The 13207-nt window shown below is 68.1% G+C and carries 13 protein-coding genes; 11 read left to right on the forward strand and 2 right to left on the reverse strand.

Annotation, left to right across the window (positions count from 1 at the left end):
* Positions 1–33: 33 nt before the first annotated feature.
* The 4 genes from ACZ1A1_RS01885 (at position 34) to ACZ1A1_RS01900 (ending at position 4632) form a co-directional block, all read left to right on the forward strand.
* Positions 34–486, forward strand: a complete 453-nt coding sequence (locus ACZ1A1_RS01885) for a c-type cytochrome (RefSeq protein ID WP_463618523.1) — start codon at positions 34–36, stop codon at positions 484–486.
* Positions 487–510: 24 nt separating this feature from the next.
* Positions 511–1857 (forward strand): cbb3-type cytochrome c oxidase subunit I, encoded by a 1347-nt coding sequence (locus ACZ1A1_RS01890; RefSeq protein ID WP_463618524.1) that lies wholly within the window; start codon positions 511–513, stop codon positions 1855–1857.
* Between the two features lie 64 nt (positions 1858–1921).
* The gene (locus tag ACZ1A1_RS01895) at positions 1922–2725 is read left to right on the forward strand and encodes an AAA family ATPase (RefSeq protein ID WP_463618525.1); all 804 of its coding nucleotides are present in this window, start codon (positions 1922–1924) and stop codon (positions 2723–2725) included.
* A gap of 8 nt (positions 2726–2733) precedes the next feature.
* On the forward strand, positions 2734–4632 hold the full coding sequence (locus ACZ1A1_RS01900; protein WP_463618526.1) for a nitric oxide reductase activation protein NorD: 1899 nt from the start codon (positions 2734–2736) through the stop codon (positions 4630–4632).
* 60 nt (positions 4633–4692) lie between these two features.
* Here the strand turns inward: ACZ1A1_RS01900 and hemN are convergent, their stop codons facing one another.
* A complete protein-coding gene (gene hemN / locus ACZ1A1_RS01905; RefSeq protein WP_463618527.1) occupies positions 4693–6045 on the reverse strand; it encodes an oxygen-independent coproporphyrinogen III oxidase in 1353 nt (450 codons plus the stop codon).
* 228 nt (positions 6046–6273) lie between these two features.
* Between hemN and ACZ1A1_RS01910 the strand changes: the two genes are divergently transcribed.
* From ACZ1A1_RS01910 to ACZ1A1_RS01925, 4 genes are read left to right on the forward strand one after another with little or no spacing between them, the layout of a single operon-like run.
* Positions 6274–6552, forward strand: a complete 279-nt coding sequence (locus ACZ1A1_RS01910) for a DUF2249 domain-containing protein (RefSeq protein ID WP_119255378.1) — start codon at positions 6274–6276, stop codon at positions 6550–6552.
* A 26-nt stretch (positions 6553–6578) separates the two neighbouring features.
* A complete protein-coding gene (locus ACZ1A1_RS01915; protein WP_463618528.1) occupies positions 6579–7931 on the forward strand; it encodes a hypothetical protein in 1353 nt (450 codons plus the stop codon).
* A 3-nt stretch (positions 7932–7934) separates the two neighbouring features.
* Positions 7935–8465, forward strand: a complete 531-nt coding sequence (locus ACZ1A1_RS01920; RefSeq protein WP_119255376.1) for a DUF2249 domain-containing protein — start codon at positions 7935–7937, stop codon at positions 8463–8465.
* A gap of 5 nt (positions 8466–8470) precedes the next feature.
* Positions 8471–8764: a metal-sulfur cluster assembly factor gene (locus ACZ1A1_RS01925; RefSeq protein ID WP_313192007.1), complete on the forward strand. Its 294-nt coding sequence runs from the start codon at positions 8471–8473 to the stop codon at positions 8762–8764.
* 39 nt (positions 8765–8803) lie between these two features.
* Here the strand turns inward: ACZ1A1_RS01925 and ACZ1A1_RS01930 are convergent, their stop codons facing one another.
* Complete coding sequence (locus tag ACZ1A1_RS01930; RefSeq protein ID WP_463618529.1) at positions 8804–10018, reverse strand: NnrS family protein; 1215 nt, start codon at positions 10016–10018, stop codon at positions 8804–8806.
* A 213-nt stretch (positions 10019–10231) separates the two neighbouring features.
* Here ACZ1A1_RS01930 and nirK point away from each other — a divergent pair, with 213 nt between their 5' ends.
* From nirK to ACZ1A1_RS01945, 3 genes are all read left to right on the forward strand, one after another.
* Positions 10232–11371, forward strand: a complete 1140-nt coding sequence (gene nirK / locus ACZ1A1_RS01935) for a copper-containing nitrite reductase (protein ID WP_463618530.1) — start codon at positions 10232–10234, stop codon at positions 11369–11371.
* A gap of 124 nt (positions 11372–11495) precedes the next feature.
* Positions 11496–12404 carry an SUMF1/EgtB/PvdO family nonheme iron enzyme gene (locus ACZ1A1_RS01940; protein ID WP_463618532.1) on the forward strand — a complete coding sequence of 303 codons (909 nt, stop codon included), beginning with the start codon at positions 11496–11498 and terminating at the stop codon, positions 12402–12404.
* A 76-nt stretch (positions 12405–12480) separates the two neighbouring features.
* A complete protein-coding gene (locus tag ACZ1A1_RS01945; RefSeq protein WP_415214786.1) occupies positions 12481–13176 on the forward strand; it encodes a Crp/Fnr family transcriptional regulator in 696 nt (231 codons plus the stop codon).
* Positions 13177–13207 lie beyond the last annotated feature (31 nt).

Raw genomic sequence — 13207 nt, forward strand, 5'->3', positions numbered from 1 at the left:
CCTCTCGGGTTCGGCAAGGGAAAGGACCGGGGGATGGCAGAGCGCCTAACCAAGACCGGGGCCCGCAACGTCTTCTATGGCGGGTCCATCTTCTTCTTCACGATCTTCGTGGGGCTTACGGCCCACTCGCACTATTACATGCGCACCACCTCGACGGACGAGGCGACGCTCACCGACAGCGTCACCCGCGGCAAGCACGTCTGGGAAAAGAACGCCTGTATCAACTGCCACACGCTGCTCGGCGAGGGCGCCTATTTCGCGCCCGAGCTCGGCAATGTGTGGAAGCGCTACGGCGGCGCGGAGGACCCGGAGGGCGCGCGCGAGGCCTTCAAGGCCTGGATGGCCGCCCAGCCGAGCGGCGCGGAGGGCCGGCGGCAGATGCCGCAGTTCAACCTCACCGAACAGGAACTCAACGATCTTGCCGACTTCCTCGAATGGACGAGCAGGATCAAGACCCAGAACTGGCCGCCGAACGATGCCGGCTGACCGATAGCGTCCAGGAGAAAAGATATGAAATATCAAACGCAGAAGGCCGCGATGCTGTATTTTTACGGCGCGCTCGGCCTGTTCCTCGCCCAGGTGGCCTTCGGGGTCCTCGCCGGCACGATCTACGTGTTGCCGAACATGCTCTCCGAGCTCCTGCCCTTCAACATCGTGCGCATGATCCACACCAATGCGCTCGTCGTCTGGCTGCTCATGGGCTTCATGGGCGCGACCTACTACATGATCCCGGAGGAGACCGAGACCGAGCTGTTCAGCCCGAAGCTCGCCGTCCTCCAGTTCTGGCTGTTCTTCGTGGCGGCGGGGCTGACGGTCGTCGGCTACATGTTCCGCATCCATGAGGGCCGCGAGTTCCTCGAGCAGACCTTCATCGCCAAGGTCGGCATCGTCGTCGTCGTGCTGATGTTCCTCTTCAACATCACCATGACCGCGCTGAAGGGTCGCAAGACCACGGTCATCAACATCCTGCTCTTCGGCCTGTGGGGCCTTGCGCTCTTCTTCCTCTTCGCCTTCTACAACCCGGCGAACCTCGCGCTCGACAAGATGTACTGGTGGTACGTCATCCATCTGTGGGTCGAGGGCGTCTGGGAGCTGATCATGGCCTCCGTGCTCGCCTTCCTGATGATCAAGATCAACGGTATCGACCGTGAGGTCGTGGAAAAGTGGCTCTACGTCATCGTCGGCCTCGCCCTCTTCTCGGGCATCCTCGGCACCGGCCACCACTATTACTGGATCGGCGCGCCGGGCTACTGGCAGTGGATCGGCTCGCTGTTCTCGACGTTGGAAGTGGCGCCCTTCTTCACCATGGTCATCTTCACCTTCGTGATGACCTGGAAGGCCGGCCGCAACCATCCGAACAAGGCGGCGCTGCTCTGGTCGATCGGCTGCTCGGTCATGGCCTTCTTCGGCGCCGGCGTCTGGGGCTTCCTGCACACGCTGTCGTCAGTGAACTACTACAGCCACGGCACGCAGGTCACCGCCGCGCACGGGCACCTCGCCTTCTTCGGCGCCTATGTGATGCTGAACCTCGCCATGATGGCCTATGCGATCCCCGAGATCCGCGGCCGCCAGCCCTACAACCAGTGGCTCTCGATCGCCTCGTTCTGGATCATGTGCACGGCCATGTCGGTGATGACCTTCGCGCTCACATTCGCGGGCGTCGTGCAGATCCACCTCCAGCGCGTGCTCGGCGAAAGCTTCATGGACGTGCAGGACCAGCTCTCGCTGTTCTACTGGGTCCGCCTCGGCTCGGGCGCCGTCGTCCTCGTCTCGGCGCTGATGTTCATCTGGGCCGTGCTGGTGCCCGGCCGCGAGCGTGCCGACAGTCTCACCCGGATGGTCCAGCCGGCCGAGTGAGTGCTGGCCGGCCCCGTCATCCCGCGGGGCCGGCACTTTCCCCTCTATGAAACTGGAGACCGACATGAACGTGATGCTCAAGGCTGAGCGCGCCGACATCCCCGCCTACAGCCCCTCCGGCAACGAATGCGCCCTGTTCGAGAACGCCTGGACGCGCCAGCTTCCGCTGCTCCTGAAAGGCCCGACGGGCTGCGGCAAGACCCGCTTCGTCAGCCATATGGCCGCAAGGCTCGGCCTGCCGCTCTCCACCGTCTCCTGCCATGACGACCTGTCGGCCGCCGACCTCACCGGCCGCTACCTGCTGAAGGGCGGCGACACGGTCTGGGTCGACGGCCCGCTGACCCGCGCCGTGCGCGAGGGAGGCGTCTGCTATCTCGACGAGATCGTCGAAGCCCGCAAGGACGTCGCCGTCGTGCTCCATCCGCTCACCGACGACCGCCGCATTCTGCCGCTGGAGCGCACTGGCGAAGTGCTGGAAGCGCCGGCCGGCTTCATGCTCGTCGTCTCCTACAATCCCGGCTACCAGAACCTCCTGAAGGCGCTGAAGCCCTCCACGCGCCAGCGCTTCGTCGCCATCGAGTTCGATTTCCTGCCGAAGGCGGCCGAGATCGCCGTCGTCGCCACCGAAAGCGGGCTGGACGAGGCGCGCGTCGCCCCGCTCGTCGCGCTCGCCCACCGGCTGCGCGCCCTCAAGGGCCACGATCTGGAAGAGGGTGTCTCCACGCGCCTTCTCGTCTATTGCGCCTGCCTCATCGACAGCGGCATGACGATGCGCGAGGCGGTTCGCGCCGCCATGATCGAGCCGCTCACCGACGAGCCGGATGTCAGGACCGCGCTCCTCGAAGTCGCCGACGCGATGATCCGCTGAGGCCCGCCATGCTGGATTTCCTGGAGCTGGAGGAAACCGTCGGCCGGGCCTGGCACAGGCTCGTCGGCAACACCGCCACATGGCAACGCCACCCGGACCATGCCGTCCGGCTGGAGGAGGTCCGGCCCGTGCTCGCCGTCTGCTTCCGCGGCTTCGGCGGGGAGGGCGCGATGCAGATCGCGCCGGCGCGCGGACGCACCTCGACGCATCGCCTGCGGCTGCGCCAGCGCATGGGGCTCGGCGAGGAGAAGCTGGTGCAGCCCGGCCGCGACCACGCGACGCTGATGCTGCCCGGCGAGATCGCCCTCTTCGCCGACCGCGGCCTCAACCGCGACCTCTATGTCTGGCTCGCCGCCGCCATGGCCGTCATGCCTCTGGACCAGGTGACGCATGCCGACCCGCTCCAGCGGGACCTTGCGATCCTCGCGCGGGCGGAAGCGACGGCAAAGGCGGTGCTTGCCGCCTTTCCGGGCCTTGCCCGGCGCTATCGCCGGCTTTGCGCCGCGACGCTCGATGCGCGGCGCAGTCGGCCGCTGCCGTCCATCGAACGCCATGTCGAGAACCGCATCCTCGGCCTGCTGAAGAAGGGCGCCGGGATTGCCGACGACACGCTGCCGGTTATCTTCCCCCACCGTGCCCCGCCCGGCTACCTGCCCATGCTGCCGGTGCCGCTCTGGCCGGATGCGCTGCTGCGCGAGGACGGCGAAGGACGAGGAGAGGACGACCAGCCGGCGGCCGGCGGCGATCCGCAGGCCGCCGAGACCGGCCGGCATGTGGCGGAGCGCGAGAAGGCGGAGAACCGCAAGAGCGAGCGCAGCCCCTTCATTCTCAACCGCTTCGAGAAGATCCTCGCCATGGCCGAGATGGTCAATGTCGACCGCCCCGGCGACGACAGCGACGACCACGACGCCTCGGCCGCCGACGAGCTGGACGACATGACGCTCGGCAAGCGCAAGGGAAGGCCCGCCGCCCGCTTCCACTTCGACCTCGACCTGCCGCCGGAAGCGCTTGACCGCACGCGGCTGACCGGCGAATACACCTATCCCGAATGGGACTACCGCACGGCGACCTACCTGCCGGACCATTGCCGCGTGCTCGCATCACCTGCGCCGGACACCGCCGCCGTGCCGGAGGCCGATGCCGATACGAAAAGCCTTATCCGCCGCGTGCGCCGGCAGTTCGAGGTGCTGCGGCCAAGGCACGAGATGCTGCGCGCGCAGCTCGACGGGGCGGAACTCGACCTCGATGCCGTGGTCAGGGCGCGCAGCGACCTTGCCGCCGGCGGGCAGGGCAGCGACCGCATCCACCTGATGAGCCGGCCGCAGGCGCACGACCTCGCCGTCACCATCCTCGTCGACGTCTCGCTCTCCACCGATGCCTGGTTCGACAACCGCCGGGTGCTCGACGTCGAGAAGGAGGCGCTGACGGTGCTCGCCCACGGCCTTGCGGCCTGCGGCGACAACCATTCCATCCTCACCTTCACCTCGCGCCGCCGCTCCTGGGTGCGCGTCGAGACGGTGAAGGATTTCGGCGAGCCGATGGGCCATGGCGTGGAGGCGCGCATCGCGGCGCTGAAGCCGGGCTTCTACACCCGGATCGGCCCGGCGATCCGCCATGCGGCGGCAAGGCTCCGCGAGCAGCCGAACCGCCGCAAGCTCCTCCTCGTCCTCACCGACGGCAAGCCGAACGACGTGGATCACTACGAGGGCCGCTTCGCGCTGGAGGACAGCCGTCGCGCCATCACGGAAGCGCGCCGCACGGGCGTCAGTGTGTTCGGGGTGACGGTCGACCGGGAGGCGCAGGCCTATGTGCCGGCCATGTTCGGCCGCAATGGCTATGCCATCGTCAGCAATATCGCCAGGCTGCCCGCGGCACTGCCGGCGATCTATCGCGGTCTTGTGGGATAGAGGACGCAGGACCAGCGCGGAAAGGCCCGGCATGCCGCACCATGCCGGGCCTTTCTCGTTTCAGGCGGCCTTGCTGTGGGTGTGGGCGGACTGGTCGATATAGGCGTCGAAGGCCGCCGCGACGGCGCGGATGATGAAGCGATGGTCCTGCCGCACGGTGACCGTGCCACCGCGGATGTCAACCGCCCCATCCTCTTCGAGCGCCGCCAGCCGGGCATTGCCCTCGATAAGCGCCGCCGCATCGAAGCCGTGCCGGCCGGCGATAGTGCCGACATCGGCGCGGAAATCGCACATCAGCCGCTCGATGATCTCGGAGCGCAGCCGGTCCTCCGGCGTGATGCGGTAACCCTTGGCGGTCGCGAGCCGGCCGGAGGCGATGCGCTGGGCGTAGAGCCCCGGTGGCACTTCGTTCTGGACGTAGCCTTCCGGCGTGCGCCCGATGGACGAGGCGCCGAAGCCGATCAGCGTCGTGCAGGCATCCGTCGTGTAGCCCTGGAAATTGCGATGCAGCCGGCCGCGCCTTGCGGCAAGCGCGAGGCTGTCGGCCGGCAGGGCGTAATGGTCGAGGCCGATGCGGACATAGCCGGCCGCGGCAAGCGTCTCGGCGATGGCCTCGGCCTGCTCGGCGCGCATCGCCGCATCCGGCAGGGCGCGCTCGTCGATCAGCCGCTGGTGCTTCTTGAAGGAAGGGATATGCGCGTAGCCGAAGACGGCGAAGCGCTCCGGCCGCATGGCGACCGCCGCCCGCGCCGTCTCGATGCAGGAGGCCACCGTCTGGTGCGGCAGGCCGTAGATGAGGTCGAAATTGATGCCGCCGATGCCGGCCTTGCGCAGCCGCTGAACGGCGTCCAGCGTCTGCGCCTCGCTCTGGATGCGGTTGATCGCCTTCTGCACGACGGGATCGAAGCTCTGCACGCCGAGGCTGGCACGGGTGACGCCGGCCTCGCCGAGCGCACCGGCCATTTCGGGCGTCAACGTGCGCGGATCGATCTCCACCGCGATCTCCATGCCGGCCGTGAAGGCGAAGCGGGCACGCATCAGGCCGATCAGGTCGCGGAACTCCTCCGGCTGCATGATCGTCGGCGTGCCGCCGCCGAAATGGACGTGGCGGATCCTCGGCCGGTTGCCGACCCTGTCGGAGACGAGGCCGATCTCCTTTCGCAGCATGTCGATATAGTCGAGGATCGGCTCGTCGCGCTGGGTGATGGTGGTGTGACAGCCGCAGTACCAGCACATCGACCGGCAGAAGGGAATGTGCAGGTAGAGCGAGGCTTCGGTGCCCGGCGCGATGCCGGAGAGCCAGTCGCCATAGGTGCCCGCGCCGACGGAAGGCGAGAAGGCGGGCGCGGTCGGGTAGCTCGTGTAGCGCGGCAGCCTCGCCTCGCCGTATTTCTCGATCAATGCCTGTTGCATGGCGCGCTCCTTCTTTCGTTCGGCCGATTGACGAAAGCCTAGGAGCCGGCGCGCGGGGCTTCTTTGCGAAAAGCCAAGCAAGACGCCATCGCCCCGGCAAACCGGGAATTGTTTGCGCATGGTCAAAGTGGCGGAAAGGGCGCGGCGCTAGCCTTGGCCGGTTCCGTTCGGGTCGGGCCGTGCCCTTGCGGAACGCAAACCGGAGCGGCCGGGACGGAACACCCGAACATGTCAGACCTTCAGGAAAAGCCCCTCATCGATGTCCGCACGGTCCCGCCGCGCGAGCGCCATCCGCGCATCTTCGGCATGCTCGGCGCGCTGCTTCCCGGCAAGTCGATGCTGATCACCAGCGACCACGATCCGCGTCCGCTGCACTACCAGCTCGAGACGAATTTCCCCGGCCAGTTCGGCTGGGACTACTTGGAGCAGGGGCCGGAGGTCTGGCGCGTCGAGATCGACCGGCTGGAAGACGGCGGCTGCGACTGCTGCTGCGGCTCCGATCACTGAGCCTTCCGCGGCGAGGAGGAACCAAGATGCCGGGCGCCACGCTTTCCCGCTGGACCATGTCCTACTTCGCCGTCGCCTGCCTGATGCTCCTTGCGGGGCAGGGGCTGATGGCCCTGGGCTACGGCTATCCGGCCGCCGCCATCGGCGCGCCGGAGACGCTGGTCCTCGTCCATGTCCTCGCCATCGGCTGGCTGAGCCTGCTGATGGCGGGCGCGCTCCTGCAATTCGTGCCGGTGCTCATCGCCCGGCCGCTGGTCGGCGGCCGGTTCGCGGCCCCGGCGCTGGCGCTCGTCGTCGGCGGCCTCGGCCTGCTCGTCGCCGGCTTCGTCGCGCTTTCCGGCCTCGTCGACCTGCCGCTCCTTCTCCTGCCGGCCGGCGGCGGCCTGCTGCTCCTCGGCTTCGGCCTCGTCGTCGCCATCCTCGCCGCGACGCTCCATGCGGCGCGGCCCCTGCCGCTGCCCGCCCGTTTCGTCGCCCTGGGGCTCGCCGCGCTCACGGCGACGATCCTCGTCGGCGCGGCCTTCACCCTCGCCCTTTCCGGCCTCGTCGATACCGAGCCCTTCGCCCGGCTGGTCGCCGACGGCCTGGGGCTGCATGCGGCGCTCGGGCTCGGTGGCTGGCTCAGCATCACCGCCGTCGGCGTCAGCTATCGCCTCCTCGCCATGTTCCTGCTCGCACCGGAAACCGAGCGGAGGACGAGCCATGCGGCCTGGTGGGCGACGGCGCTGGCGATCGGCCTCATCGCGGCCTGCATTCCGCTCGTGCTTCTCGCCCTTTCCGGCATGGGCCTGCTCTTCGCCGCGGCGCTCCTCCTGTCGCTGGTAGCGGCGCTGCTCTATGGCGGCGATGTCCTGCATCTCTACCGCGCGCGCAGGCGCAAGCAGGCGGAGCTGAACATCCGCGCGACCTTTCCGGCCTTCGCCGCGCTCGCCGTCTGCGTCCTCCTCGTCAACATCCCCGCCGTGCGGGAAGGGGGCGGCGTCGCGGCGCTCGTCTATCTCTTCGTCTTCGGCTGGCTGACGGGGCTGGGGCTTGCCCAGCTCTACAAGATCGTCGCCTTCCTCACCTGGCTGGAAGCCTATGGGCCGGTTCTCGGCCGCGCGCCGGTGCCGCGGGTGCAGGATCTTGTAGAGGAAGGCCGCGCGCGTATTCTCTTCCTGATATACTACGGTGCGGTGGCGGCCGCCGCGCTGGCGCTTCTTGCGGGCGCGGCGGAAATGTTCCGCATCGTCCTGTGCGTGCAGCTTCTCGCGACGCTGGCCCTGATGCGCGAGTTCATCCGCACGCGCCGCCTCGCCATCGTGCCGGCGGCGCTGCGCGCGCCGGACGGCGCGGTGCGGCCGCACCTTTTCCTGCCCCTTTCCCTCTCAAGGAGATGACCGATGCCCGATGTTTCAACCGAGATCGCACCGAAAGTCCTCGACGTGCGGCCGATCCTCCAGAACGGCGGCGAGCCGTTCCAGGAGATCATGCAGGCGGTGCGGGAGCTCGCCCCGGGGCAGGGGCTGAAGCTCGTCGCCCCCTTCCGTCCGCAGCCGCTCTTCCGCGTCATGGAGGGTCGCGGCTTCGATCATGAGGCCCGCGAGATCGCGGACGGCCATTGGGAAGTGCTGTTCACGCCGCAGCCGGCCGCATCGGTCGAGACCTCGGCCGATGCCGGCAATCCGGAGACCTGGCCCGATCCCTCCCTCCATCTCGACCTCTCGGACCTCGATCCGCCGGAACCGATGGTGCGCCTCCTCGCTGCCGCGGAGAAGCTGGAGGCGGGCGAGGTGCTCTTCGCGCTGCTCTCGCGCGAGCCGGTGTTCCTGTTCCCCGAGCTCGTCAAGCGCGGCCACCAGTGGGCCGGCAATTTCGACGAGGCCGGCACCGCCTACCGCATCCTCGTGCGGGCTGGCCGGCCGAAGGGGTGAGCGTGATGGAAGACGAGGAAAAGGCCGCGCTCGCGGACGATATCCGCAATGCGCTGCGCATGATCATCGACCCGGAGATCGGCCGCAACATCGTCGATCTCGGCCTGATCTACGATGTCGCGGTGGAGGAGGGCGGCGTCGTCCGCGTCACCATGACCACGACGACGCGCGGCTGCCCGGCGAGCGGCTATCTGAAGGAAGCGGTGGGCAATTGCGTCTGGCATGTGCCGGGCGTGGAATATGCCGAAGTGCATATGACCTACGAGCCGCCCTGGACACCGGACATGATGGACGCATGAACGAGAGACGGCCCGGAGATTTCCGGGCCGTCTTCGCCTTCAGAGCGGCGTGCGCCGCTTGCGCGCGAGGATCGGCGCAAATTCGTACGAGAAGAGGCCGAAGGCGATGATCCAGAGCAGGCCGGCGACGGCATAGATCGTGGCGCTCGCATCGGGCAGGATCTCGCCGAACGGGCGCACCAGCGCGCAGAGGATCAGGGCCGCATAGGCGGCGATCGTCAGGCGCGAGGCCGTCAGCGCATGGCCGGTATGGCCGAGGCTTGCCCGCGTCATCACCGCCAGCATCATGCAGGCGACCCCGCCAACCGAAAGAAGATGCAGCACCGACCGCTCCTCCAGGAGGCCGAGCGCGCTGACGCCGATGCCGGCAAGGCCGATCGGGATGAAGGCATAGGCGACGTGCAGCACGAGCAGCAGCTTTTCCGGCGCCACCGTCCATCCGCGCCAGCGGTAGAGGCGGACGGCATGCAGGAGGGCGGCGGCAGGGCCGAGCACCGCCGTGACGGGACGGTCCGGCGCCACCGCCCAGGCGGCGAGCGCCGCCACGCCGGCGAGAATGGCGATAGTGTCGTAGCGGTTATACGGCACGGGAAAATCCGTGCGGCCGAACTTGTTCAGCCAGTTGCGCGTGAAGCTCGGCACGATGCGGCCGCCGATGATCATCACCAGCACGATATAGGCCGAAACGGCAAGGCGCAGCGCCATGTGGTCATGGCCGCCATCGATCACCGCGACATGGAAGATGCCGTTGGCGAGCGACAGCGCCAGCAGGCCGCCCAGCACCTTCAGGTCCTTCCACTTGCGGCCCGCCACCACTTCGCGCGTGCAGATGGCGAGCAGCACGGGAAGGAACAGCCCGTCGATCACGGCCGCGGCCACGACGCCGATCCCGTCCGTGGCAAGCAGCGCGAGGCGTCCGGCGCACCAGAGGGCGAAGAGGCCGCCGAGCGGCCAGCCCGACACCGGCAGGCGCCCCGTCCAGTTCGGCACGGCCGTCAGCAGGAAGCCGGCGAGCACGGCGGAGGCGAAGCCGAAGAGCATTTCATGCGCATGCCAGTTGGCCGCGCCATAGTCGCCGGCAAGGTCGATCCGCCCGGAGATCGCCGCGATCCACAAGGCCATCGCCACGATGGCCCAGAGGCCGCCGCCGAGGAAGAAGGGCCGGAAACCGTAGGAAAACAGCACCGGCCCCGTGCGGGAAAGGCCGCGCGGGACGGCGCGGCTGACGCGCGCGGCGGGTTGGCTTGCAGTCATGATCGCTGCTCCTTTGCAAATGACCGGTCCCTTCTAGGGCAGGCGCGGGGCCGCTTCTTTGCGAGATGGCAAAGAGCAAATCGGCGCCTGCCAAAATGCCGCAGCAACCTGAAGGGGTAATTTGAGCCAACACAAAGAGGGCGGCGAGAATGCTCCTAGAACAGAAGGGACAGGGCGATACACCGCCTCGTCCTTTGAAAAGGAGATAAAGCAATGACTGAGCAGCTTCAGATGACTCGCCGCACGATCCTGGGCGGAGCCGCCTTCGCGGGCGTCCTGACGCCGATCATTGCGGCCTCGATGGCGCATGCCGAGGGCGGCGCGGCGGAAGCCGGCAAGGCCGCACCGGCCGACATCGCCAAGCTGGAGCGGGTGAAGGTCGAGCTGGTCAAGCCGCCCTTCGTCCACGCCCATAGCCAGAAGGCCGAAGGCGGACCCAAGATCTACGAATTCACCATGACGATCGAGGAAAAGAAGATGATCCTCGACGACAAGGGCACGGAAGTCCATGCCATGACCTTCAACGGCTCGGTCCCCGGCCCGCTGATGGTGGTGCACCAGGGCGACTATGTGGAGCTGACGCTCATCAACCCCGAGACCAACGAGCTGCAGCACAATATCGACTTCCATTCGGCCACCGGCGCCCTCGGCGGCGGCGGGCTGACCGTGGTCAATCCCGGCGAGCGGACGGTGCTGCGCTTCAAGGCCACCAAGGCCGGCGTCTTTGTCTACCATTGCGCACCTCCCGGAATGGTGCCCTGGCACGTCACCTCGGGCATGAACGGCGCCATCATGGTGCTGCCGCGCGAGGGCCTGACGGACGGGCACGGCAAGGAGCTGACCTACGACCGCGTCTACTATGTCGGCGAGCAGGACTTCTACGTGCCCCGCGACGAAGCGGGGAACTACAAGAAGTACGACAGCGTCGGCGAAGCCTATGACGACACGCTGAAGGTCATGCGCACGCTGACCCCGAGCCACATCGTCTTCAACGGCGCGGTCGGGGCCCTCACCGGCGAGAATGCCCTGAAGGCCGAAGTGGGCGAGAAGGTGCTGATCGTGCATTCGCAGGCCAACCGCGACACCCGCCCGCACCTCATCGGCGGCCATGGCGACTATGTCTGGTCGACCGGCAAGTTCCGCAACGTGCCGGATGTCGACCAGGAGACCTGGTTCATTCCGGGCGGCACGGCGGGCGCGGCCTTCTACACCTTCCAGCAGCCGGGCATCTACGCCTATGTCAACCACAACCTGATCGAGGCCTTCGAGCTCGGTGCGGCCGCGCATTTCACGGTCACGGGCGATTGGAACGACGACCTGATGACCTCGGTCACGCCGCCGAGCGGCGTCTGACGCTCCCCGGTGCGCCCGTCCTTCGGCGGGCGCATCCTTCCGGGCCGCCGCCGGCGGTCCGGGTCCCCATCGGCGCCGTCCCGGACGCCGAACGATCGTCCGGACGCGGTGCAAGGAGGCCATCATGGCTGCATTGACATCGGGCACATCCTGGACGTCGCTCACCCTTCCCGCCCTCTTGCTCGCCGCCCTCGCCGGGGCGCTCGCGGTCAAGACCGACCTCGTCGGCGGCGCGCCGGCGGGCCATGTGCTGGACGAGCCGCTGACGGTGGAGATCGCCCCGCGCAGCTTCACCTATCGCGAGAGCGGCGAGTTCTACCGCGCCGGCTATGCCGTCGACGGGCCGCTGAAGACAGTCACGGCAAGCCGTGCGCTCACCATCATGAAATACCAGGTCACGGCCGCCGATTACGGGCGCTGCATGGCGGACGGCGCCTGCGCGGCGGCCGAGCCCGGCTTCGCCCCGAAGGACGCCGCCGACACGCCCGCGACCGGCGTCAGCTATGACGACGCGGCCGCCTATGCCGCCTGGCTCAGCGCGCGCACCGGCGAGGTCTGGACGCTGCCGAGCGACCGGGACCTCGCCTTCGCCGCCGGGGACCGCTTCCCCGACGATGCGCTCGGCGTCGATATCGACAGCACCAATCCGGCGGATCGCTGGCTGGCGGACTATCGCCGCGAGACGGCGCGCAAGGCCTCGCGCGATCCCGTTCCCCAGCCGCTCGGCCGCTTCGGCGAGAACGAATACGGCCTTGCCGATTTCGCCGGCAATGTCTGGGAATGGACGACGACCTGCAACCGCCGCGTCAACCTCGACAGGGCGGGCGAGGTGCTGAACGACACCTCCTCCTGCGGCATCTATGTCGCCAGCGGCAAGCACCGCGCGGCGATGAGTTCCTTCGTGCGCAATCCCAAGGGCGGCGGCTGCGCCGTCGGCGTGCCGCCGGACAATGTGGGGTTCCGGCTCGTCAAGGATACCCGCTGGTACGCGCCGCTCCTCGCCGCATTTCGGGCGCGCGGCATCCCGCTCTGAACTTCCGGCGGGCGGCAAGGCGTGATAGAAGCCGGTAACCTTCACGCCGATGACGGCACGCGAGAGGAACGCGACCTTGAAAATCGACCGGACCGTCGTCCGCTCGCTCGCCCTGTTCGAAAGGATGAGCGACGAGGACCTCGACAGGCTTCTCGCCCATGCGACCGCGCGCCGCGTGGCGCAGGGCGACGCCGTCTTCGAGCAGGGCCAGCAGGCGGCGAGCTTCTTCCTCCTCCTGCATGGCCGGCTCAAGGTGACGCAGGTGACCGAGGACGGCCAGCAGATCATCGTGCGCGTCGTCCATCCCGGCGATCTCTTCGGCTTCGCCAAGGCCCTCCAGCGGGCGGATTATCCCGGCACCGCGCGGGCGGCGACGGAAAGCGTGATCCTCGGCTGGCCGACGGACCTCTGGCCGCATTTCGTCGAGCAGAATCCCCGCCTTGCCGTCACCGCCATGCAGACGATCGGCCAGCGGCTGGAAGAGGCCCATACCCGCATCCGCGAAATGTCGACGCAGGAGGTGGAGCGCCGCGTCGCCCATGCCGTGCTGCGGCTCTCGCAGCAGGCCGGAAAGAAGGAAGCGGATGGCGTGCGTATCGACTTCCCGATCTCGCGGCAGGACATCGCCGAAATGACCGGCACGACGCTGCACACCGTTTCGCGCATCCTGAGCGCCTGGGAGTCCCGCGGCCTCGTCGAGGGCGGCCGGCAGAAGCTGCTGATCCGCGATCTGCCCGGCCTTTCATCGCTCGCCGACGGCGCGCGCGACTGAACCGCGCCACGGCGAATGCGCGCCCCTTGAA

The organism is Shinella sp. R2-11 (assembly GCF_055330205.1).

Coding starts and splice junctions, on each gene's coding strand:
- ACZ1A1_RS01890 (WP_463618524.1), top strand. CDS start 511: ATGAAATATCAAACGCAGAAGGCCGCGATGCTGTATTTTTACGGCGCG.
- ACZ1A1_RS01940 (WP_463618532.1), top strand. CDS start 11,496: ATGGCTGCATTGACATCGGGCACATCCTGGACGTCGCTCACCCTTCCC.
- ACZ1A1_RS01925 (WP_313192007.1), top strand. CDS start 8,471: ATGGAAGACGAGGAAAAGGCCGCGCTCGCGGACGATATCCGCAATGCG.
- hemN (WP_463618527.1), bottom strand. CDS start 6,045: ATGCAACAGGCATTGATCGAGAAATACGGCGAGGCGAGGCTGCCGCGC.
- ACZ1A1_RS01930 (WP_463618529.1), bottom strand. CDS start 10,018: ATGACTGCAAGCCAACCCGCCGCGCGCGTCAGCCGCGCCGTCCCGCGC.
- ACZ1A1_RS01895 (WP_463618525.1), top strand. CDS start 1,922: ATGAACGTGATGCTCAAGGCTGAGCGCGCCGACATCCCCGCCTACAGC.
- ACZ1A1_RS01920 (WP_119255376.1), top strand. CDS start 7,935: ATGCCCGATGTTTCAACCGAGATCGCACCGAAAGTCCTCGACGTGCGG.
- nirK (WP_463618530.1), top strand. CDS start 10,232: ATGACTGAGCAGCTTCAGATGACTCGCCGCACGATCCTGGGCGGAGCC.
- ACZ1A1_RS01885 (WP_463618523.1), top strand. CDS start 34: ATGGCAGAGCGCCTAACCAAGACCGGGGCCCGCAACGTCTTCTATGGC.
- ACZ1A1_RS01900 (WP_463618526.1), top strand. CDS start 2,734: ATGCTGGATTTCCTGGAGCTGGAGGAAACCGTCGGCCGGGCCTGGCAC.
- ACZ1A1_RS01910 (WP_119255378.1), top strand. CDS start 6,274: ATGTCAGACCTTCAGGAAAAGCCCCTCATCGATGTCCGCACGGTCCCG.
- ACZ1A1_RS01915 (WP_463618528.1), top strand. CDS start 6,579: ATGCCGGGCGCCACGCTTTCCCGCTGGACCATGTCCTACTTCGCCGTC.